Genomic DNA, 21,772 nt, shown 5'->3' with positions numbered 1-21,772 from the left:
CGCTTCGGGTCATACGTGCAGACCTCCGGCGTCACCGCAGGGCTCGAGCTCGGTCTGGACGGTCGTGTGATGCAGGTCGAAGCGCTCTTCGAGCATGTCGCCGACGGCCTGTCGGACAGCATCGGCGTCGGCGCCCTCCGACAGCACGACGTGAACCGTGCAGCTCGCCTGATCCGCGCCCGAAACCCAGACGTGGAGGTCGTGAAGGCTGGCGACCCCGGGGGTGGCGAGGATGGCGACCCGCACGTCCGACAGGGCCACGCCGCGCGGGGCGCCCTCCAGCAGAATGTGGGTGGTGTCGCGCAGCAGGATCCAGGTGCGGGGCAGGACCCACAGGCCGATGGCGATCGCGACGATCGGATCGACCCAGCGCCAGTCCGTCACGGTGATGACGACGGCGGCGACGAGGACGCCGAGCGAGCCGAGCATGTCCGCCCAGACCTCGAGATAGGCGCCCTTGACGTTGAGGCTGCGATCCTTGCCGCTCGACAGGATGCGCATGGAGATCAGATTGATCACCAGGCCGGCGGCGGCGACGATCAGCATGCCGATCGAGCCGACGGGCTCGGGATCCAGAATGCGCTTGATCCCCTCGTAGAGGACGTAACCGGCGACGACGAAGAGCAGCACGGCGTTGAACGCCGCCGCCAGGATCTCGAACCGCCTGTAGCCGAAGGTGCGTTTCTCATCCGCCGGCCGCTGGCCGATCTTGATCGCCAACAGCGCGATGGCGAGGGCCGCCGCGTCGGTGAACATATGCGCGGCGTCCGACAGCAGGGCGAGGCTGTTGAACACCAGGCCGCCGATGACCTCAACGATCAGGAAGGTCCCGGTCAGCGCCAGGGCGATGGTGAGCTGCCGGGCGTTGGCCCCGGCGGTGTGGTCGTGAGCGTGCCCGTTGGAATGGTCGTGGTTGGTCATGAAGCGCGTTCCTGTGGGTGGTCGGAGGCGGCGTTGGCGTCGCGGAGAATCTCGACGCCGCCCTTGATCGCGATCGCCGCGACGAGAACGCCGACGACGAGGTCGGGCCAGGCCTGGTCGAGCCAGAGGACCAGACCGCCGGCGACGAGGATGCCGCCGTTGGACGCGAAGTCGTTGAAGCTGAAGGTCTCGGCCGCCTTCATGTTGACGTCGCCGCTGTGCTGGCGGCGGATGAGCTGCAGGCAGATCAGGTTGACGACGGCGGCGACCAGGGCGAGCGCCATCATGGTCGGACCGATCGGCTCGGTTCCGGTGATCACCCGGCGCACGGCGTCGACGAGGACGCCGACGGCGAAGACCAGCAACATGATCCCCGACGCCCTTGCGGCGCCCCGTTTCCAGGTCCCTGCCCGACCGATGGCCAAAAAGCTGATCAGATAGACCGCCGCGTCCGAGGCGTTATCCAGCGCATTGGCCAGCAAGGCGCTGGAATCGGCGGACACGCCGCCGATCCCGAGCGCCGCCGCCAGGCCGGCGTTGAGGCCGAGAACCGTCAGCAGCGTCCGGCGCTGCTGACGGTCATCCTGGGGCCGGGCCATCAGTCTTCGATCCCCTCGTCCTTGCGATGACGCACCGCCTTGGCCGCGAAGGTCGGGAGGACCAGCAGGGTCAGGGCGGTGGCGGTGATCAGGCCGCCGATGACGACGGTCGCCAGCGGCTTCTGAACCTCGGCCCCCGCGCCGTGAGCGATGGCCATCGGAATGAAGCCGACGATCGCCACCATGGCGGTAGTGAGCACCGCCCGCAGGCGGCTGGACGCACCCTCGATGGCCGCGTCACGGGGCGGCAATCCCGCCTGAAGCCGCTCGCGGATCGCCTGCATGAGCACCAGGCCGTTGAGCGTCGCCACGCCGGAGACGGCGATGAAACCGACAGCCGCCGAGACGGAGAACGGCATGCCGCGCAGGAGCAGCGCCAGCGCCCCGCCCACCAGGGCGAGCGGCACGCAGGCGAACACCAGACCCGCCTCGGCGAAGGAGCCCAGCGCCATGAACAGCAATACGCCGATCAGGACGAAGACGATCGGAATGACCAGGCCCAGCCGCTGCTCGGCGCGCTTGAGGTTCTCGAACTGGCCGCCCCAGTCCAGGCGAACGCCCGGGGGGAGCTGAACCTGATCCACCGACTTCTGGGCGTCGGTGACGAAGCCGCCCAGATCGCGACCGCGCACATTGGCCTGGACGACCATGCGGCGGCTGCCGTCGTTGCGGCTGATCTGGTTCGGTCCCTCGGCGCTCTGGATGCGCGCGACCGAGGACAGGGGCACGGTCACGCCGGTCGATGAAACGATCGGCAAGGCCGCCAGCGCCGCCGGATCGTTGCGCGCGTCGTCAGGGAGACGGACCACGACGTCGAAACGCCGGTCGCCCTCGAAGATGCGGCCGGCCTCGGCGCCGCCGATCGCGGCCGAAACCGCTTCGGAGACGTCGGCCGCCGACAGGCCGTAGTTGGCCGCGGCGAACCGGTCCACGCTGATCGTCAGGGTCGGCAGGCCGGACGCCTGCTCCACCCTCACGTCGGCCGCCCCGTTCGTCTGGCGCAGGGCGTTGGCCACCTGGTCGGCGACCCGCTGCATGGTGGCGAAGTCGTCGCCATAGACCATGACCGCCAGATCGGTCCGCACCCCCGAGATCAGCTCGTTGAAGCGGAGCTCGATCGGCTGGCTGAATTCGAAGTTGTTGCCGATCTGCCGCGACGCGACTTCCTCGAAGCGGGCGATCAGCTCCTCCTTCTCCAGACCCGGGTTGGGCCAGTCCTTGCGGTCCTTCAGAACGATGACGCTGTCGGAGATGTTGGGCGGCATGGGGTCCACAGCCGCTTCGGCGGTGCCGGTCCGCGAGAACATGGTCTCCACTTCCGGCTGGGCCTTGATCGCCCGCTCGATCGCCATCTGCATGGCGAGCGACTGCTCGAGCGAGGCTGACGGAACCCGCAGCGCCTGCATGGCGATGTCGCCTTCGTCCAGGGTCGGGATGAACTCCCGGCCGAGGGTGGTGAAGGTGACGCCGCCGATGACCAGGGCGCCGAGCGCGGAGAGCAGGACGATCTTCGGACGATCGACGGCCGTGCGAATGGCCGGAGCGATCCAGCGGCGCGCGTGGCGCAGCAGGAAGGTCTCGTGCTCGTGGGCATGGCCGTGTTCGTCGACCTCGACCTTCTTGGGATCCCGCACCAAGAGCGCCGTCATCGCCGGCACGAAGGTGAAGGAGAAGATGAAGGCGCCGACCAAGGCCAGCATAACCGTCGCGCCCATCGGGATGAAGGTCTTGCCTTCGACCCCTTCCAGCATCAGCAGGGGGGTGAAGACGAGCAGGATGATCAGCTGACCGAAGGCGGCCGGCTTGACCATCTGGCGCGCCGCCGCGGCGGCGACGCCGAGACGCTCGCGCCGCGTCAGCATGCGCCCGGCCTCCGCGCGCTTCTGACTGAGCATCAGCAGGGTGTTCTCGACAACGACCACGGCGCCGTCGACAAGCAGGCCGAAGTCCAGCGCGCCGAGGCTCATCAGATTGCCGCTGATGCCGAACCGGTTCATGCCGATGACGGCGAACAGGAAGCTGATCGGGATCATCAACGCCGTGATGCTCGCCGCCCGGATGTTGCCGAGCAGCAGGAAGAGCACGACGATGACCAGGAGCGCGCCTTCGGTCAGATTGCGCGCCACCGTGGCGATGGTCGAGTTCACCAGGGCGCTTCGGTCCAGCACCGTCACGGCCTCGATGCCGGGCGGCAGGGTCTTCTGCACCTCCTCGAGCCGATCGCCGGCGGCTTGGGCCACGGTGCGGCTGTTGCCGCCCGCGATCATCAGGGCGGTGCCGAGGACCGCTTCGTGTCCGTCGCGGCTGGCGCCGCCCAGACGCGGGGCCTGGCCGACCTCGACGGTGGCGACGTCGGCGACGCGGACCACAAGGCCGCTTCGATTGACGACAGGCGCCTGGGCGAGGTCCTCGACGGTCGAGGCCAGCGCGTCCGTGCGAACGGTCAGGGCCTCGCCCGCACGCTGCACATAGCCGGCCCCGGCCTGGGTGTTGGCCCGGTCGAGCGCCTGGATGAGGTCGCCCATGCCGAGCCCGTAGGCCGACAGACGCGCCGTATCCGGACGAACCGCGTATTCCTTCACATAACCGCCGACCGTATCCACGCCGGCCAGGCCGGGCGCCGTCCGCATCTGCGGAGCGATGATCCAGTCCTGCACGGTGCGCAGATAGGTGGCGCGCTGTTGCGGGGTGGTGAGGAGATCGCCTTCAGGCGTCAGATAGGCGCCGCCGGCCTGCCAGCCGGTCTGGCCCGGCCTGGCCAGGTTGGCGCTGTTGAACGGCTTGTAGTCCACCGTCCACATCAGCACCTCGCCCAGGCCGGTGGTGATGGGCGCCAGCGCCGGTTCGACGCCTTCGGGCATCGTCTCGCGCGCCTGCGCCAGTCGTTCGGCGACCTGCTGACGGGCGAAATAGATGTCCGTCTGGTCGGTGAAGATGACGGTCACCTGGCTGAAGCCGTTGCGGCTCAGCGACCGGGTCGAGGTCAGACCGGGGATGCCGGCCATGGCGGTCTCGATCGGATAGGTGACCTGACGTTCGATCTGTTCGGGGGCCAGGGCCGGGGCGACGGTGGTCACCTGCACCTGACGGTTGGTGATGTCCGGCACGGCGTCGATCGGCAACCGTGTCAGTTCGAGGAGGCCGTAGGCCGCGACGAGCGCCGTGGCCAGGACGATGAACCATCGGAATTTGACCGACAGCTCGATGATGAATTTGAACATTCGCGCGCCCCCTTAGTGGCCGTGCTCGGCCTCGCCCTTGGCGAGTTCGGCTTTGAGGAGGAAGGCGTTGGTTCCGGCGACCCGCTCGGACCCGTCGAGGCCGCGCAGGATCTCCGTGCGTCCCCCGGCCTGGCGACCGACGAGCACGGGACGGAGCTGGAAGCCGTTCGGGACCTGGATGAAAACGACGCTGGCGCCGTCGACGGTCTGGATGGCTTCCGTCGGCACGGTCAGGCCGCCGGCGGCTTCACCCGTTACGATCGCGCCGGTGACGGCGGAGCCGGCCGGCGGCAGGGTCGCTCCCGTCGGGCGCGCCCGGATCACGGTGGCGCCGCTTTCCGCGCCCGCCCCGGCGGCGACGCCGGTGACGACGGCGTCGAAATCGCCCGCGGGGCTGGAGACCCGCAAGGTCGATCCCGCGCGGACGAGCGCCGCAAGGTGCGGCGGCGCATTGAACACGAGTTCGACGCGGGCGGGGTTGGTCACCTCGGCGATCACGCCGCCCTGCGGGACGAAGCCGCCCGGGCCGACCTGAACGCTGGTGACCACGCCGGCGATCGGGCTGTTCACGCTCAGCCGTCCGGCGGCGTTGGGCGATCCGGCCGCGCTCGACCGCGCGCGGGCCGCTCGGGCCGCCGCCTCGGCGCTGAGCAGCTGCGCCCGGGACGCCTCGACCTCTTGCCGGGCGACGACGCCCTGGTCGGCGAGGTTGCTGTTGCGCTGATAGGCCTGGCGCGCGACTTCGGACTGGGCCGCGGCCGCGTCCGCGTCGGCGCGGAAGGTGGCCGCGTCGCCGCTCACGAGGCTGGCCAGGGGCTGGCCGATCCGAACGGACTGGCCGGGCGCCACCAGCACCCGTTCCACCCGTCCGCCGACAGACGCGGCGACGGCGGCGCGGGCGTCGATCATGGGTTCGACGCGACCGGAGAGCCGGGTCTCGGCGCCCCCGCCCCGACCGACGCCGACGACGACCAGATTGGCGGCTTGGGCCTGGGCGGCGCTGAGAGCGACGAAGCCCTCGGGCGCTTCGGCCTCGCCTTCGGCGTGACCGCCCTCCTCTTCGGCGTGACTGGCTTCGCCTTCAGCCGCCGCGCCTTCGGCGGCGGGCGGATCCGACCGTCCCATGGCGAGGTAAAGACCCCCGGCCCCGAGGATGACGAGGGCGGCGACCCCGCCGATCAGCAAGGTCTTGTTGGAAGTGCGCTTGCGCATCATTGGGCTCCTTGGAAGGGGGCGCGGCCGTCCTGGCGCGCGAGATCGATTTCCGCGCGGACCCGGGCGAGGCGGGCGTCCACGGCGGCGGTTCTGGCGTTGACCAGGGCGGTACGGGTCGCGCGAAGCTCGAGCTGCGAGATCCGGCCCGCCTCGAAGCCGATCCGCGAGAGGCGGTAGGCTTCTTCGGCGGAGGTCACCCCGGCGTCGGCGGCGTTGACGCGGCTCACCGAGGCGCGGAGGCGCGCCTGTGCTGCGGCCCGGTCCGCCTGGGCTTCCTGACGGGCGGTCATCAGCCGGGCGTCGGCCGCCCTGAAGTCCGCCTGGGCGGCTTCGATGTTGCCGCGGTTCCGATCGAACAGCGGCAGGGGCAGGCTGAGGCCGAAGGTCAGCGCCGTCGCGTCTTCCGCCTCGTAGCGGCGAAGTCCGACGCTGGCGCTGACGTCCGGTCGCGACCGCGTGCGTTCGACCGCGATGCGGCTTTCTGCGGCCGAGCGCTCAGCCTCGGCCACGCGCACGGTCGGCGTCTGGTCCGTCGGCGAAAGGGCGGTCGCCGGCGCGAGGTCCAGCAAGCTGACGTCGATGGTCGTCACCGGCTCGGCGAGCATGGCCACCGCCGTGAGCCGGGCGAAGGCCGCGTCCCGTTCGGCGATGGCTTCGTCGAGACCGGCGCGCGCGGCGGCGGCTTCGCTCTCGCCCTGGATGCCGCGCAGAAGCGGCTCGCGCCCCTCCTCCACCAGCACCAAGGCCGCGCGGGCGTCGGCGAGGGTGAGGCTCAGGTTCTCCTCGGCCAAGGTCGCGCGCCGCTCGGCCGCCTCGGCGTCGGCGTAGACCAGCGCCAACCGTCCGGCGGCGTCGACCACGGCCAGATCTCGTCGGAGCGAGGCGGTCCCGGCATCGGCGCGGGCCGCGTTGATGCGAGCCGTGCGTCGACCCCAGAGCTCAAGATCCTGAGTGATCGAGAGCGTGGTCTCGGCATTGCCGTAGCCAGAGAAGGGCCCGCTCCCGAACGCGTTCTCGGCATCGAGCGCGAGGGTCGGGTTGGGGCGGACACGCGCCTGGCGCGCCCGGGCTTCGGCGGCGTCCAGAAGCGCGCCGGCTTCCGTGGTGGCCGGGGTCTGGTCCAGCCGGGCGAGGAGCTCGGCGAACGAAGGCGCAGGGTCAGCCCACGCGGGGCTGGCCAGCACAGCCGCGATAGCGGCGAGCGCGCAGCCGACCGCGAAACGCGGCGGCCGGCGATATGAGGCAGGCATGATTCATCTTCCAGAGGGAGTGACACGAGAGAGCCCGCGCGGAAGCGCGGTCGTCGTGTCAGGCTCTGGGAGGGCGTTTCAGTCCGTCTGGCGCGATGGAGCCGAAGAGATCGCTCAGGGGCAAGGCGTGGAGCGGCCGGTCGAAGGCCTGCAGAGGCAGGTCTTCGCCGACCGCCGTGCGAGCGGCGGCGGTGTGATGGCAATGGCCGTGCGAGCAGATGCCGTGGTCCTTGCCGCCGGTGTGGTCGCCTTCGGCCGGATCGTGATCAACCAGGGCGTGGGCGGCGGGCGGTTCGGGCTGGCAGGTCGCTGCGTCAGCGATGGGCGCGACGAAGAAGGCGGCGGCGACGAAGGTCACCGCCAGAATCAACTTCGCCCATGTCACCATCGACCAGGTCATCGGCGGCTGCATACTTTCGTTCGCCCGTATCGGCAATCTGTTACAAAATACGCTGCTCCGGCCGCCCCGGCCTTGCGCGACGGGAACGCGCTCCGGCCCGCCCTGCTGCGACGACCGGTCACGCCGGATCGGGCCCGGCGGATCAAGCGCCCGCTCCAGGCAGGGCGGCGGACGAGCGAGCGTTCACGCGGGTCTCGACGAGCGCCTGACGGGTGATCGACCATGCGGATTGAAGGAAGATGAAGGCCAGCAGGGCGCCGGCGGCGAGATCCGGCCAGCGCGATCCCGTCAGCCAGACCAGACCGCCCGCCGCGGCGACGCCGAGGTTGTGGGCCAGGTCGTTGCGCGTACAGAGCCAGACCGATCGAACATTGGCGTCTCCGTCCCTGAAGCGCAGCAGCAGGGTGGCGGCGACCAGGTTTGCGGCGAAGCCGAACAGACCCAGGCCCGTGATCACGAAGCCCTCCGGCGCGGCCCCGGTCATGGCCCGCCAGACCGCGAAGCCGAGGACCGACAGCCCCAGCACGACCAGGCTGGCGCTCTTGGCGAGGGCTGCGCCGGCGCGGAGGCGCACCGAGCGGCCGATAACCCAAAGGCTCACGGCGTAGGTCACGCTGTCGGCGAGGAAGTCGAGGGCGTTGGCGGCGAGCGCGGCCGACCCCTGCGCGAGACTGCCGGCCAAGACCGCGACGAAGCCGACGAGGTTGATGACGATCACGGCCACCAGCACGCGGCGATAGGCCGGCGTGGAGCCGTCAAACTTCACATCGTGTCCGCAGCAGCCGGCGGCCGGGCGGCAGGCGGTCTCGCTCGTGTCCATGAAGACTGGTCTACATCCTCTAGTCACTAGAGGATCAAGCGCCTATTTTCAGCCGATGACGCTCACTCCCGCTCCGCATCTGACCATCGGCAAGCTCTCCGCCGCGACCGGCGTGAAGGTGCCGACCATCCGCTTCTATGAGCAGGCCGGGCTCCTGCCCGAGCCGCCGCGCACCGCCAGCGACCGTCGGCTCTACGACGAACCCGCACTACGCCGGCTCGGCTTTATCCGGCACGCCCGCCAGTTGGGCTTCGACCTCGACGCTATCCGCTCGCTCCTCGACCTTGCCGATCACCCCGACCGCACCTGCAGTGACGCGAACGCCATCGCGGAACGGCATCTGGCCGATGTCACGGAGAAGATTCGGCAGTTACAGGCGCTCCAGACTGAACTTTCACGGATGACGGCCGACTGCGCCGGCGGCCGGGTTTCAGCCTGCAAGGTCATCGAAGTCCTTCAGGACCGAGACTGCCGACATTAAGCAGACCGACATTCAGGCGTTTGGTCGGGATTGGGGCGCAACCGCTATCGACGAGAGATCGGTCGCTGCGTCGATCGGAATTCCGACCGCCTTGCGCTCGGAATAGCGATCGACCAGCTGCGCGGCGTGAGGCCGGGACAGGATGGTGAAACGGACCAGCTCCTCCATCACATCGACGATGCGCTCATAGTAGGCGGACGGCTTCATTCGCCCGGCGTCGTCGAATTCCTGGAAGGCCTTGGCCACGCTCGACTGGTTGGGAATGGTGATCATCCGCATCCAGCGGCCGAGCAGCCGCAGGGTGTTGACGGCGTTGAAGCTCTGCGACCCGCCGGAGACCTGCATGACGGCCAGGGTCCGCCCTTGGGTCGGGCGCACGCCGCCCATGCTCAGGGGCAGATGATCGATCTGCAGCTTCATCAGGCCCGAGACCTGACCGTGCCGCTCCGGGCTGCACCAGACCATGCCTTCGGACCACAGGGCATGGTCGCGCAGTTCGCGCACCGCCGGGTGGTCATCGTCGCCCGGCGCCCCCGGAAGAGGCAGGTCCGACGGGTCGAAGATGCGGGTCTCGCATCCCATCCATTGCAGCAGGCGAGCCGCCTCCTCGACGCAGAACCTCGAGTAGGACCGTTCGCGCAGCGATCCGTAGAGGAGCAGGATCCGGGGTGGTTGGTCGTGCGGCCCCAGACCGCGGGCCGGATCGGCCGAGAGATAGGCCTTGTCCAAGGCCGGCAGGTGATCCGGATCGGGAAGCGGGCGCAGGCGGGCGAAGGCCATCAGAGGTCCTTGGTCAGATAGGCTGCCGACGCCGGGCAGAGTCCAGCGAACTCGCGGGTCCGTCGGATCGCCTCCGGCGCCGTCTGGCGGTTCGCCGCCCGGTAGCCGTGTCGGGTGAAGAAGGGCTCGGCCGCCGTGGTGAGCAGATGCAGGCGTGCGCCGCCCATGTCGCCGGCGATGATCTCGGCGGCGGCCAGCACCCGGGCTCCCAGGCCCCGCGCTTTCCGGTCGGCGAGGACGACCAGCGAGCGGACCAGCAGGTCGCGCCCCTCCCCTTCCAGTCCGACATAGCCGACGACGGCGCCGTGGTGATCGGCGCTGAAGTAGCGGCCGGCGTCGGGCGCGGGCAGGCCTTCGGCCCGCAGCGCGGCGATCAGGCCGGCGTCGGTCGGTTCGATCAGATAGAGGACCACCATCACCCGGCGTCCGCCGGCGGGACCGTTTCCGGGAACCACCGCCGGCCCATCCAGAGGGCGACCGACACCAGCAGGATCAGCACCGGCACCTCCACCAGCGGGCCGATGACAGCGGCGAAGGCGACCGGCGAGGCCAGGCCGAACGCCGCGATGGCGACCGCGATGGCCAGCTCGAAATTGTTGGAGGCCGCCGTGAAGGCCAGCGCCGTGGTGCGCGGGTAGTCGGCCTCGATCAGCTTGCCCATCAGGAAGCTGACGACGAACATGACGAGGAAGTAGATCGTCAGCGGAATGGCGATGCGCAGGGCATCCAGCGGCAGGGCCACGACCTCTCCACCCTTCAGGCTGAACATGGCCACGATGGTGAAGAGCAGCGCGATCAACGTAATCGGTCCGATGCGCGGCAGGAAACGACGCTCGTACCAACCGGCGCCCTTGCGGGCGATCAGGCAGCGGCGCGTCAAAAAGCCCGCCACGAACGGAACGCCGAGATAGACGAGCACGGCTCCGGCGATGGTCCAGACGCTGACGTCCACCACACTGCCCCGCAGGCCGAACAGCGGCGGCAGAACGGTGAGGAAGAGCCAAGCATAGAGGCTGAAGAACAGGATCTGGAAGATCGAGTTGAAGGCCACGAGACCGGCCACATACTGGTTGTCGCCTCGGGCCAACTGGTTCCAGACCAGCACCATGGCGATACAGCGCGCCAAGCCGATCAGGATCACGCCGGTCATATATTCCGGCTGATCGCGCAGGAAGATCGCCGCTAGAGCGAACATCAGCACCGGACCCAGAATCCAGTTCTGGACCAGCGACAGCGCGAGGACCCGCTTGTCGGCGAACACGCGCGGCAAGGCCTCATAGCGGACCTTGGCCAGCGGCGGGTACATCATCAGGATCAGGCCGATGGCGATCGGGATGTTGGTGGTACCGACCGAGAGGCTGTCGACCCAGGCGGGCAGGCCCGGCACCATGGTTCCGAGCAGAACGCCGACGGCCATGGCGGCGAAAATCCACACCGTCAGCCAGCGATCAAGGAACGACAGGCGGCGTGGCGACCTGGCGGGCGCTTCGGTCATCGTCCCACCCGCCGGCCGTCGGCGTCGATGACGACCTCTCCGTCTTCCTTGGTGAAGGGCTTCAGGTTCTCGACCGGCAGCAGGTCCAGCACGGCCTCCGACGGGCGGCAGAGACGAACCCCCAGGGGACCGACGACGATCGGACGGTTGAGCAGGATCGGATGGGCCTCGATCGCATCGAGCAGTTGCTCATCCGTCCGGTCGGGGTTCTCGAGACCCAGCTCGGCGAAGGGCGTGCCCTTCTCCCGCAGCAGGTCACGCAGCGGCGCGCCGGTCCGCCCGGCCAGCCAAGCGACCATGGCGCGCGACGGCGGCGTCTTCAGATACTCGATTACGTGAGGCTCGATCCCGACGTGCCGGATCAGCTCCAAGGCGTTGCGAGACGTCCCGCACGCGGGGTTGTGATAGATTACGATGTCCATGGCGTCCTCACGAGCAACAGGGCGCGAGGTCTGCCAACAGCGGCTCGCACAGGTCCGCCCTGCCCCCACAGCAGTCCTTGAGCAGGAACAGGACCAGGTCGCGAAGCCGGTCCAGGTCGGCCCGATAGATGATCGACCGGCTGCGACGTTCCGACTGGATCAGCCCCGCCCGGCTTAGGACGGCCAGATGGGACGAAAGCGTGTTGGCCGGGATGGCGAGGTGATTGGAGATGTCACCGGCCGGCAGGCCCTCCGGTTCGTGACGGACCAGGAGACGAAACGCCTCCAACCGGGTCGACTGCGCCAGGGCAGCGAGAGCGAGAATCGAGGCTTCGGCTTCCATAGTTCCGCATTAGTCGAAATATGGAAGTATTCAAGCCGCTGACGCCAGGGGATGCGCAAGCCTACGGTGGAGAGGATACGGCTAGGCCTGTCGCAATCTTTCGGGTTCGATTCTCCCAGCAAAGCGGAGATTTCGATGGCCCAGGCCAGCCCACCCCTACGCCGCACGATCAAGAAACCTGAACTGCACCAGATGGTGCCGCTCGCCGACAGCACCATCTGGGAGATGGAGCGCCGGGGCGAGTTTCCGAAGCGGTTCCTTCTGACGCCCCGCTGCGTGGTCTGGGACCTGGCCGAGGTCGAGGCGTGGCTCGAGCGGCGCCGCAACCAGCCGATCCGCCGCGCCCCGCCGCCCGATGTCCGCCGACGCGTCAGCCGACCCGTCAGAACTTTGGATCGAAGCGAGGTCCCTCTCCCTCCGGCACACTGAGCACCGGCGTGAACGTCCGCCCGGCCTCCCAGGCCTCGACCGCGTCCGACCACTGCTGCGCCATATGCCGTCGCTGCATCTCGAACTCCGCCTTGTTGTAGACCCCGCGCGACGACCGCTCCTCGTGAGCCAAGCCCTTTTCGATCCAGTCCGAGTTGAACCCCATCTCGTGCAACAGGGTCGAAGCCGTCCGTCGCAGGTCGTGCACGGTGAACGGCTCCAAAGGCAGTCCCCGCTTCTTCGCCAGCGCGGCGATGGCGGAGGTCACGCGATTGAAGGTCGCCCGCGACATCGGCGCGTCCGCGTCGTAGCGCGACGGCAGGATGTATTTGGAGTTCCCCGCGCAGGTCTTCAGGGCGATCAGGATGTCGAGCATCTGGGTCGACAGATAGACGTTGTGGGGCCGGGAGCGCTTCATCCGCGCCGCCGGGATCGACCAGACGGCGTTCTCGAAATCCACTTCTGGCCAGACGCCATCCTGCAGTTCGCTCTTTCGCACCATGCTGAGCAGGATGAACTTCAGCCCGAGCCGGATGGTCGGCAGGGTCGCCACCTCTCCGAGAAGCCCCAGCATGATGCGGATCTCGCTCGGCGACAGGCTGCGGTCTCGCGGCCGGAAGGTCGCGATCGACGCCGGCCCGACGCCGTCGGCCGGATTGTCGATCTTCTCGCCGTGCAGAATCGCCCAGGCGTAGATCTGTTTGACGATGTCGCGCACATGGATCGCCGTCGCCGGCGCGCCGCGGTCCACGATGGTCTTGCAGTGCGCCCGGATGTCGTCGGGAGTGATCTCGCTAAGCAGGCGGTTTCGCCACTGCGGCAGCACCTCGCGATTGAAGATCGACCGGCGCATGTTCCGTGTGCTGTCCGCCATCGGTGCGGTGTCCATCCAACGCTGGGCGACATGCTCGAAGCTGCGCGCCTCTTTCAGACGACGCTTGGCGCGCTGCTTCTCCAGGGCGGGCGACACGCCGTCCGCGATGGTCCGCTTGATCTCGAACAGACGTTCCCGCGCCTGCGAGAGGCTCAGACCGCCCCGTCCGTAGCGCCCCAGGGTGAGCGTCTCTCGCCGACCGTTGAAGCGATAGTCGTAGCGGAACGAGATCGCTCCCCCGGGCGAGATGTAGGCGTACAAGCCGTCCCTGTCGGTACTCTTGTAAGGCTTTGATTTAGGCTTCAAATTCTTCAGAGCGGCATCGGTAAGCACGGTAAAACCTCCTCGCACCGGACAGGCCCGGAAATCGGCGGTTCGAGGTCGATATTTTCTCGCCTTTTCAGCGTCTTGCTTGAAAAGAATACCGTCAACGGCTCGCCGTGGCCCAGACGGTATGAGCCGGAATCCATGGGAGCAACGGAGCGCGATACCGTCAGACAGGTCGGCATCACGAAAAAAAGACCCTCCGAAAGGCTCCGAAGGGTCTCGACAGAATTCACTTTCGCGTCAGCAACTTACAGCCCATTTCGGAAGCGTTCTCGAAAGCCCCCGAAAGGCCCGAATTATTCCCATTCGATTATTAACAGCCCGCATAACTCTTTGAAAATACGGTGTTAAAAATATTCTTTGCTGCACTATACCGTCAACCGTCCTGCCAAAAAGGCCGGCTCTTGATATTGCTGCATTTTTCCCGGAAACCGCAAAATACCGTAATTTCGGGGACTATCGTCAAGCGATGGACGCCGGAAACAATCCGGCTCGATCCGTGCATCCCGCCGATTTCACGCTGTAGCCTTACCATTGCGATAGCCCATTGTCACTCTGGTCGGCGAGCTAATTCTATGCCGGAGCGGCCCTTAGCAAGACGCAAACGTCATCCCTTGGCGTCATGATCGTGGTGCGGGTCTTCGCGCGCGTGACGCTGACTCGAAAGTTCTGCCGCGCCTGCGTCATCGCTCCATCGTGAACATTCCCGAGCACAATTCGATCGGGATTGCGGACGACCTCATTCTTCACCCGCTTTGGCCATCCTTCGAAGATGATGACTTCGTCGAATTGCTTCCCCTTCGCCTTGTGCATGTTCATCACCACGATGCCGGATTCCGGCTTATGGGCTGTTGCGAAATGCTCCTGGACAAACGACTGGCGGGTAATCGCGAGGGCATTGCCATAGCCGCCAATGTCACGCCAGTCCTGCGCCAATCCCTGACGGAGCTGCGTACCTCGCTCAAGCAGGCGCACGTTGCGGACGTCCTTTGCGACATCCTTCAATCGCTGACAGGCCCCAGCATCCAGCACGCCGCGCACAGCGACCAAATCTGCATCAGGATCACCTGTGAATGTCAGTGCCGCTGTTGCTTGGTGCACAGCGTAGGTTCTCTGCAAGACGCTGTTACCAGGCACCGCTTGTCCCTTCGCTAAACATTCATTCCACTTGACCAGCGCCTTACGGAACCGCGCAGCCTCGTCCATGTCTCCCTTGGTCGGCGTCGCGCCGCCTCGACCGTGGAAATAGCTGCACATCAACTCGACAAATTCATCGAAACATCCCTCATGCCCGCGTTGCTGGAGCAGGAAGGCAATGATCTCTGCGGCGAGGATCGGGCCTTCCATATCGACGGCTGCCGCGTGGGAAATCGGCGGAACATTTCCGAATGGCTCACGCAGAATGTCGGACACCATCCGCGTTGTCTTCTTGGTCGGCACGAGAATCGCCAACGATCAGTCGCGCCGACCAGCATCAACTAGCTAGTCGAGCGTCTGCCCGTCCTTGTCGCGCAGATCGTTGTGGATCGCCACCGCGGCGCGCGAGCCGGTGCCCATCGCCGTGCCGATCTGGTCCAGCCCATCGACCGCGTCGCCGGCGGCATAGACCCCGTCCAGGCTGGCGCGCTGGTGGGGATCGGTCGCATAGCACTGGCCGCCGACCAGATCGGTCCCCAGCATCCGCCCCAGGTCGTTGCGGGTGTGCGACCCCAGCGCGGCATACAGTGTGTCCATCACCTCGGTCTGCCCGTCGGCCAGCGTCAGCACCACCCGGTCGCCCGAGAAGTCGAACCCCGAGACGGGTGCCGCGACGACGCTGATCCCGGCCGCGTCGGACTGCGCCTGGGCGTCGGGGTCCAGCCCCTCGCCGGTCAGCGAGATCATCACGATGTCCGGGCTGTAGGTGCGCAGGAACAGCGCCTCGGCCAGGGCGTGTCGGTCGCCGCCCAGCACGCCGATGCGCTTGCCGCTCTGTTCGAACGCGTCGCAGATCGGGCAATAGCGCAGCAGGCCGCGGTCGACGGCGTCGGCGTGCACGTCCTCGGGGACCGGCGGGCGGTGGTTGACCACCCCGGTCGCCAGCAGGACGGTGCGGGCGGTGATCGGGCCTGCGTCGGTCTGGGCGGTGAAGAGCCGGCCGTCGCGCCGCAGCCCGGTGACTTCCCCTCGGCGCAGATCGGCCCCGTAGCGTCGCGCCTGGTCGGCCATGTTCTCCAGCAGGTCGGCGCCGACCACGCCCTGCGGATAGCCCGCGTGGTTGTGCGACCGCGGGACCATCTTCAGCCGCCCCTCGCCCTTGTCGACCAGCACCACCTTGCGGTGGAAGCGGCCCAGATAGATGGCCGCGGTCAGGCCGGCCGGGCCGCCCCCGACGATCAGGCAGTCAATCCGTCCGGCGGTGGGGGCGTCTGGCATCGGGTCTCCTTCTGCGCGGGTAGGGCGCGACGGGGCGGGGCAAGGGGGTTCAGCGCATCCGCAACTCGCCGTCGATGCGAATCGTTTCACCGTTTAGATAGGCGTTCTCGACGATGAAGGCGGCCACCGGTGTCTCGAAAGCCGTGGCTCTAGAATACGAGTTTCCTGTCCCCGATCTCAAATAGAAAAAGCAGAGAAGGTTGGATTTGAGACCCATCCCCTCCGCCATCCGCATACGTCAAGACGGTGCCGGCACGATCCGCGATACCTGCGGTGTGCGAGCTGATGTTCGAACATAGTGAATCAGGTGTTCGCGCCTGCCACTTCAGAAAGTCACTCGTGACGGGCAGGCTCGATACGAACGCGATCAGGCCGTTTCCGCAGCCGACCTCGACACTGACGAGTGCCCGTTATCGACAGCTGCAAATCGTCGGCGTGCCATTAGACTAACTACATCAAGACACTGGTCGTTAAAACCGACCGCGTCGCGTCACCGCTGAAAGGAAAAAAGCGCGGTTGGCAGCGAAGCGGGGGCGCCCGGCTTATACCAGTTCGTATCCTGGATATGCGAGGCAGTGACATAGATCGTCCCGTCCGGCCCTTCCGACAGCGTATCGGGCCAGCGCAATCTGTTGTCGGTTACCACCGGCTCCAGCGCATCGCCCGTCCAATACTTCACGGAATTGTCGGTTGGTGAGGTGACATAGAGCGTGTCGTCGCTGCCCATCCAGAGGCCGTCCGCAACATTGGTCGTGCCGACGGTCTTCACCGCCGCTTCAACGTCCGAGGCCGAAGTGCCCTTGCTGAGTTTCGATGTATCGATCGAATAGAGCGTTCGGCCGGTCAGCGCCTGCCAGTAAAGCGTCTCTCTGTCGTTGGAGATCGCAAGGCCGTCGGTCGAGAAGCTGGGCTGGCGACCATCGGGCCGACGAAGCGGCTTGCCATCGATTTCGACGATCACGTCCTTCTCGACCTGCGTGGACTTATGGCCGTCGAGCGCGCGGAAGGCGTCACCGGTGTCAAGGTCGACGACTATGATCGCGCCGCGTGTGCCCGAATCAGTAATGTAACCGGTCTTGCCGTCAGCGCTGAATCGGATGTCATTGAGATAGGTGCCCTGAAGCGCCACCGTCTCGTCGAACAGGATCGTCTTGGTGACTTGGTCGGTCGCGAGGTCGACACGGACCAGCTTGGGGCCGCCGGGCAGGATCTTTTCGTTGCCGGGCGCGGCGGGATCGAGCACCCACAAGGCGCCCCGACCATCCGCCACGATCGATTGCACGCAGACGAAATACTCGCCGACCGGCATTTCGCTCGCCTTCGCGTTGCGCCAGGAATTCCATCTCTCGTCCGGATAGGCCTTGAGCTTTCCGCTCGGCAGCAACTCGGCGACTGAGATCGGGGCGTCGTCGGTCCAGCGCGGGAAACAGACGAAGATCCGCCCGTCCTCGGTGACGCTTACGCCGGTCACCTGATGGTCGAAATCCGCGACCTTGGTTAGTTTCGAATCCGTGCCCGCGAACTTGAACGCGAACGCGGCTCCGGCTGCCGCGGTGCCGGCAACGGCGGCTCCGACGAGCGCCTTCTGCTTCGTGTCCATCAGACTGTCCCTCCCTCAAGCGGCCGCGCGACCGACGTGTTCCTGCTCGTCCTCTCCTCATCACCAGCGGATGCAATCTTGAACGCCAAGATTTGTGCGCGGTGGATCTGGGGAGGCCCGGCGAACAGCGAAGCAGCGCTTCCGGATAGCGCCGTGCCGACTTCGCCCGACAGATGCGCCTCGCGCCCTGCCTCGTCGGCGAAGGTATCGACGATGGCGAACCGAGTCTTTCCGAGACGCAGAGCGTACCACGACAGGGTGCCCGGCTCCCGCTCCACGGCCGATCGGGCTCCTTGGAGGAAGCGGGCAACCTCTTCCTCCGCACCATCCCGTGCTTCAAGCGGAACATGCAGGGCCAAGCGCGGCAGGGCGTCCGCCGCCGGCACCTTGAGGGCGAGGATGTCGGCCGGCTCGATCTCCGGCAATCCGTTGAGGATGGTGAAGGTCTTCACCACCAGCGCCCGGCCGACCGTGCCGAACAGATGCTTCAGCCGGCCGGCATTGCCGGGGAAGGTATCGAAGATGGCGAAGTCGGCGGGGCCAAAGCGCAGCGCGTACCAGTGCCGCGTGTCCTGCTCATGCTCGACCGGCTCCAGCGCACCCCGGAGGAATTCAGCGGCATCTTCCTGGTGGGTCGGCCCGGCTTCAATGCCTACGAACAGTGCCTTGTGCATCTTTTCTCTCCTTGTTCAGATGGTAGCGCCTCGAGCTCCACAGAAGGCGTCCGGGGCCTAAATCATGGGAAGTTCGCGCGGCCGGGCGCCGAGCGGGAACGCCGCGTCGATCATGCCGAGTTCGGCGTCCGTCAGCCGCAGCGCGCCGGCGCCCGCATTGTCGGCAGCGTGCTCCGCGCTGGACGCCTTGGGGATAGCGAACAGCGATGGCCGACGCACAAGGAAGCGCAGCGCCACCTGGCGTGCTGTCGCGCCATGGCTCGCTGCAATCTCCTCCAGCACGCGGCCGCCCGGCGTGTCCGGGCCAGGGAAATTGCCATGGCCGAACGGGCTGTAGGCGGTTACCGCGACTCCGTGCTCCTCGCACCAGGGGACCACGGCGTGCTCGATCGCGCGCTCACCTACGTTGTAGAGCACTTGGTTGCAGGCGATGCGGCCTTCGCCCCCCGCTTTCCACGCGGCCTCCAGGTCGGGCACGTCGAAGTTGCTCACCCCCCACGACAGGATCTTGCCCTGCTCGCGGAGCTGCTCGAAAGCGGCGAAAGTTTCCTCGAGCGGGTGTGAACCCGGCCAGTGCAGGAGGTAGCAGTCCAGCCGGTCGGTGCGCAGCCGCGCGAGCGACCGCTCGCAGGCAGCCACCGTCCCGTCGCGGGAGGCGTTGCTGGGGAGCACCTTGGAAACGAGGAAAACCTCGTCGCGCCGGCCGGCGACCGCCTCGCCGACCACATCCTCGGCGTCGCCATACATCTCGGCGGTGTCGATGTGGGTCATGCCGAGGTCGAGGCCCCGGCGCAGGGCGGCGATCGCCGTGGGACCGTGCGCGTCGTCGATGTACCAGGTCCCCTGGCCGATCACTGGGACGTAGTGCGGGACGACGCCGAACGGGCGCCGCTCCATGCCCTCCGGCCCCGGCGAAGATGGCGCGTGCTGCGCGGTGCCGGTCGCAGGAGCAGGCGTCACGCGGCTGTCGCCTCGTCGAGCGCCTTGCGCGGCTCGGTCATGTCGACCTGCTCGAAGCCGTCCGTCACCCAGATCACGACGGTCAGGACATTCAGAGTCTCACTCGCCATCTTCCCATCTCCAATGACGAATGGTCTACGCGGGCTGCTTCTCCGCGACGACGTCGAGCTGCTCAATCGTGGGCTCTTCGAAGAGCACACCCGTATTCTCACCGAGCGCTTTCGCGACCTCGTCCGACAGGTGCGCCTGGCGCCCGTCTTCGTCGGGAAAGGCGTCGAAGATCCCGAACGACGAGGGTCCGAACTGGATTCCGAACCACCTGACGGTTTTGGGCTCGCCTTCGACGATCGACAGCCCCTGGTTCAAGAAGCCGCGGACGTCGTCCTCCCTGCCGGGCAGTGCTTCCAGGCGCACCAGAAGCGCCTTGCTGACCTGTCTCGCCATCTCGGGTCTCTCCTCTGCTCGTTCCCGTTGTCGCGATGATCAGAACGCGGCTGCGGCCGCCTCGGCGACCGTCTGATCCTGCTCGCCTGTGCCCCCGCTCACTCCCACCGCCCCGACGACCTGGCCGTCCTGGCGGAGCGGGATGCCGCCGGCGAAAATCATCACCCGGCCGTGGTTGGAGTTCTGGATGCCGTAGAACTGTGCGCCGGGCTGAGCGTTCTCGGCCAGGTCCTTGGTCGCGATGTCGAACGCGCGCGCCGTGAAGGCCTTGTTGATCGAGATGTCGATGCTGCCCACCCACGCGTGATCCATGCGGATGTGGGAGACGAGGTTGCCGCCCGCGTCGACCACGGCCACGTTGCTCGGCGACCCGATCTCGGCCGCCTTGGCCTGACCGGCGGCGATCACGCGTTGAGCGTCTTCGAGCGACACGGACTCTTGCTTAATGGTCATGAGACTCTCCTTGGCTTGCTCGCAAGCGCCTTCTGCTTCGTGTCCATCAGCGGTGCCTTCAGGTCATTTGGAGGCGTGATCGATAGCGTCAACAAGCCGGTGAGCAGCCGGGTTCCTGGACATTCCTCATAACATAACTTGATAACATAGCTTGATAACATAGCTTGCATAGCTTCATAACGGCGGAACGTTCCGTCAGACGGCTGGTTCACCTGCCATCAACGAAAAAAGGGAGACCCAACATGCGCGCGCTCTGCTGGCACGGAAAAGGCGACGTTCGGGTGGACACTGTTCCCGACCCCGAAATCAAACATCCGCGCGACGTGATCATCAAGGTCACCGCCTGCGCGATCTGCGGCTCCGACCTTCATCTCTTCGATGGCTACCAGCCGACGATGGAGAGCGGCGACATCCTCGGCCACGAGAATATGGGAGAGGTGGTCGAAGTCGGGTCCGAGATCACCAACCTGCAAAAGGGCGACCGCGTCGTAGTGCCGTTCACAATCAGCTGCGGCTCGTGTTGGTTCTGCAAGCAGGGCCTGTTCTCCTGCTGTGACACCACCAACCCCAATGCCGAGATGGCGATCAAGGCGATGGGCCATTCGCCCGCCGGCCTGTTCGGATTCAGCCACATGATGGGCGGCTATTGCGGCGGCCAGGCCGAATATCTACGCGTGCCGATGGCCGATGTCGGCCCGATCAAGATTCCCGACAACATCACGGACGAGCAGGCCTTGTTCCTGTCGGACATCTTCCCGACCGGCTACATGGCCGCCGAGAACGCTCAGATAAAGCCCGGCGACACGGTCGCGATCTGGGGCTGCGGCCCTGTCGGCCAGTTCGCGATACGTTCGGCGATCATGATGGGCGCGGGCCGCGTGATCGCTATCGACGAAGTGCCCGAACGGCTCGCCATGGCCGAGGCCGGCGGCGCCGAGACGATCAACTTCGCCGACGTCGATGTCTACGACGAACTGATGGCCCGCACTGACAATCGCGGGCCAGATAGCGCGATCGACTGCGTCGGCTGCGAAGCTTCGGGGCACGGATCCGCCGACGCCGTACTCGACAAGGCCAAGGCGGCCGTCCGCCTCGCTACCGATCGCGTCCATGTCCTGCGCGAAGCGATCATGAGCGTGCGCAAGGCGGGGACCATCTCAATCCCGGGCGTCTACGTCGGCATGGGCGACAAAATCCCGATCGGCGCCGCGATGAACAAGGGGCTGACCTTCAAGATGGGGCAGACCCATGTCCAGGCCTATACCAAGCCTTTGCTCGACAGGATCGTCGCCGGCGATATCGACCCGAGCTTCGTCGTCACCCACCCCGCCAGCCTCGAAGACGCCCCAGACATGTACAAGCAGTTCCGCGACAAGAAGAATGGCGTTATCAAGGTGGTTCTGCGGCCCGGAGACGCAGCAGGCTCACTGCGATCTGGATCGACCTCGACGATGGAATCCACATCTCCGATGCCGGAGCATGATGGTTAGGCCGATCTGAGGGCCTCTTTGGGACGAGTCAGCGTCAAGGTACGACGCTATCTGAGCGAGAGATGGGACATGAAGTCGCGGCCGCAGGCATCCCGCGTCACCGGCCGGACCTCGCCTGGTACCGAGCAGCTGCAGCGGACGCTCGTATCCGCGAGCTAG

At 66.8% G+C, this 21,772-nt stretch carries 23 protein-coding genes; 3 read left to right on the top strand and 20 right to left on the bottom strand.

The window, feature by feature from the left end:
- Positions 1-9: 9 nt before the first annotated feature.
- From M8231_RS04335 to M8231_RS04305, 7 genes are all read right to left on the bottom strand, one after another.
- Positions 10-921 carry a cation diffusion facilitator family transporter gene (locus tag M8231_RS04335; RefSeq protein ID WP_055808174.1) on the bottom strand — a complete coding sequence of 304 codons (912 nt, stop codon included), beginning with the start codon at positions 919-921 and terminating at the stop codon, positions 10-12.
- The gene (locus M8231_RS04330; protein WP_017505580.1) at positions 918-1,520 is read right to left on the bottom strand and encodes a cation efflux transmembrane domain-containing protein; all 603 of its coding nucleotides are present in this window, start codon (positions 1,518-1,520) and stop codon (positions 918-920) included. The genes M8231_RS04335 and M8231_RS04330 overlap by 4 nt, the downstream gene beginning before the upstream one ends.
- The gene (locus tag M8231_RS04325) at positions 1,520-4,741 is read right to left on the bottom strand and encodes an efflux RND transporter permease subunit (RefSeq protein ID WP_017505581.1); all 3,222 of its coding nucleotides are present in this window, start codon (positions 4,739-4,741) and stop codon (positions 1,520-1,522) included. The genes M8231_RS04330 and M8231_RS04325 overlap by 1 nt, the downstream gene beginning before the upstream one ends.
- Positions 4,742-4,753: 12 nt before the next feature.
- Positions 4,754-5,953: an efflux RND transporter periplasmic adaptor subunit gene (locus M8231_RS04320; protein WP_017505582.1), complete on the bottom strand. Its 1,200-nt coding sequence runs from the start codon at positions 5,951-5,953 to the stop codon at positions 4,754-4,756.
- Positions 5,953-7,206: a TolC family protein gene (locus tag M8231_RS04315; protein ID WP_219895948.1), complete on the bottom strand. Its 1,254-nt coding sequence runs from the start codon at positions 7,204-7,206 to the stop codon at positions 5,953-5,955. The genes M8231_RS04320 and M8231_RS04315 overlap by 1 nt, the downstream gene beginning before the upstream one ends.
- Before the next feature lie 58 nt (positions 7,207-7,264).
- Complete coding sequence (locus M8231_RS04310) at positions 7,265-7,618, bottom strand: hypothetical protein (protein WP_017505584.1); 354 nt, start codon at positions 7,616-7,618, stop codon at positions 7,265-7,267.
- Positions 7,619-7,748: 130 nt separating this feature from the next.
- Positions 7,749-8,426 (bottom strand): cation efflux transmembrane domain-containing protein, encoded by a 678-nt coding sequence (locus M8231_RS04305; protein WP_219895949.1) that lies wholly within the window; start codon positions 8,424-8,426, stop codon positions 7,749-7,751.
- A 55-nt stretch (positions 8,427-8,481) separates the two neighbouring features.
- On the opposite strand from M8231_RS04305, the gene M8231_RS04300 reads away from it, so the two are divergent.
- Positions 8,482-8,907, top strand: coding sequence for a MerR family transcriptional regulator (locus M8231_RS04300; protein WP_017505586.1), 426 nt, complete (start codon positions 8,482-8,484; stop codon positions 8,905-8,907).
- A gap of 12 nt (positions 8,908-8,919) precedes the next feature.
- Here the strand turns inward: M8231_RS04300 and arsH are convergent, their stop codons facing one another.
- From arsH to M8231_RS04275, 5 genes are read right to left on the bottom strand one after another with little or no spacing between them, the layout of a single operon-like run.
- Complete coding sequence (arsH, locus tag M8231_RS04295; protein WP_055808170.1) at positions 8,920-9,687, bottom strand: arsenical resistance protein ArsH; 768 nt, start codon at positions 9,685-9,687, stop codon at positions 8,920-8,922.
- Complete coding sequence (locus tag M8231_RS04290; protein WP_017505587.1) at positions 9,687-10,103, bottom strand: GNAT family N-acetyltransferase; 417 nt, start codon at positions 10,101-10,103, stop codon at positions 9,687-9,689. Before M8231_RS04290 ends, arsH begins: the two co-directional genes overlap by 1 nt.
- Positions 10,103-11,182 carry an ACR3 family arsenite efflux transporter gene (gene arsB / locus M8231_RS04285; RefSeq protein WP_055808168.1) on the bottom strand — a complete coding sequence of 360 codons (1,080 nt, stop codon included), beginning with the start codon at positions 11,180-11,182 and terminating at the stop codon, positions 10,103-10,105. Before arsB ends, M8231_RS04290 begins: the two co-directional genes overlap by 1 nt.
- A complete protein-coding gene (gene arsC / locus M8231_RS04280) occupies positions 11,179-11,604 on the bottom strand; it encodes an arsenate reductase (glutaredoxin) (RefSeq protein ID WP_017505589.1) in 426 nt (141 codons plus the stop codon). Before arsC ends, arsB begins: the two co-directional genes overlap by 4 nt.
- 7 nt (positions 11,605-11,611) lie before the next feature.
- Positions 11,612-11,947, bottom strand: coding sequence for an ArsR/SmtB family transcription factor (locus M8231_RS04275; RefSeq protein WP_017505590.1), 336 nt, complete (start codon positions 11,945-11,947; stop codon positions 11,612-11,614).
- A gap of 135 nt (positions 11,948-12,082) precedes the next feature.
- Here M8231_RS04275 and M8231_RS04270 point away from each other — a divergent pair, with 135 nt between their 5' ends.
- On the top strand, positions 12,083-12,376 hold the full coding sequence (locus tag M8231_RS04270; protein WP_081600486.1) for a helix-turn-helix transcriptional regulator: 294 nt from the start codon (positions 12,083-12,085) through the stop codon (positions 12,374-12,376).
- Here M8231_RS04270 and M8231_RS04265 read toward each other — a convergent pair.
- From M8231_RS04265 to M8231_RS04230, 8 genes are all read right to left on the bottom strand, one after another.
- Entirely contained in the window at positions 12,330-13,583 is a 1,254-nt protein-coding gene (locus M8231_RS04265; protein ID WP_055808164.1) for a tyrosine-type recombinase/integrase, read from the bottom strand. The two genes, M8231_RS04270 and M8231_RS04265, sit on opposite strands and share 47 nt — an antisense overlap.
- A gap of 567 nt (positions 13,584-14,150) precedes the next feature.
- The gene (locus M8231_RS04260) at positions 14,151-15,029 is read right to left on the bottom strand and encodes a hypothetical protein (protein ID WP_250202347.1); all 879 of its coding nucleotides are present in this window, start codon (positions 15,027-15,029) and stop codon (positions 14,151-14,153) included.
- 30 nt (positions 15,030-15,059) lie between these two features.
- Complete coding sequence (locus M8231_RS04255; RefSeq protein ID WP_250202346.1) at positions 15,060-15,992, bottom strand: NAD(P)/FAD-dependent oxidoreductase; 933 nt, start codon at positions 15,990-15,992, stop codon at positions 15,060-15,062.
- Between the two features lie 490 nt (positions 15,993-16,482).
- On the bottom strand, positions 16,483-17,592 hold the full coding sequence (locus tag M8231_RS04250) for a major royal jelly family protein (RefSeq protein ID WP_250202345.1): 1,110 nt from the start codon (positions 17,590-17,592) through the stop codon (positions 16,483-16,485).
- The gene (locus tag M8231_RS04245) at positions 17,592-18,266 is read right to left on the bottom strand and encodes a putative quinol monooxygenase (RefSeq protein ID WP_250202344.1); all 675 of its coding nucleotides are present in this window, start codon (positions 18,264-18,266) and stop codon (positions 17,592-17,594) included. The genes M8231_RS04250 and M8231_RS04245 overlap by 1 nt, the downstream gene beginning before the upstream one ends.
- A 57-nt stretch (positions 18,267-18,323) precedes the next feature.
- A complete protein-coding gene (locus tag M8231_RS04240; RefSeq protein WP_250202343.1) occupies positions 18,324-19,163 on the bottom strand; it encodes an aldo/keto reductase in 840 nt (279 codons plus the stop codon).
- Between the two features lie 198 nt (positions 19,164-19,361).
- Positions 19,362-19,670, bottom strand: coding sequence for a putative quinol monooxygenase (locus tag M8231_RS04235; RefSeq protein WP_250202342.1), 309 nt, complete (start codon positions 19,668-19,670; stop codon positions 19,362-19,364).
- A 39-nt stretch (positions 19,671-19,709) separates the two neighbouring features.
- Positions 19,710-20,123 carry a GlcG/HbpS family heme-binding protein gene (locus tag M8231_RS04230; RefSeq protein ID WP_250202341.1) on the bottom strand — a complete coding sequence of 138 codons (414 nt, stop codon included), beginning with the start codon at positions 20,121-20,123 and terminating at the stop codon, positions 19,710-19,712.
- Positions 20,124-20,365: 242 nt separating this feature from the next.
- Between M8231_RS04230 and M8231_RS04225 the strand changes: the two genes are divergently transcribed.
- Entirely contained in the window at positions 20,366-21,613 is a 1,248-nt protein-coding gene (locus tag M8231_RS04225; RefSeq protein WP_250202340.1) for a zinc-dependent alcohol dehydrogenase, read from the top strand.
- The last annotated feature ends 159 nt before the right edge of the window (positions 21,614-21,772 follow it).

This window comes from Brevundimonas albigilva (genome assembly GCF_023573565.1).
Classification (GTDB): domain Bacteria; phylum Pseudomonadota; class Alphaproteobacteria; order Caulobacterales; family Caulobacteraceae; genus Brevundimonas; species Brevundimonas albigilva.
This window is presented reverse-complemented; position numbering and strand designations above follow the sequence as displayed.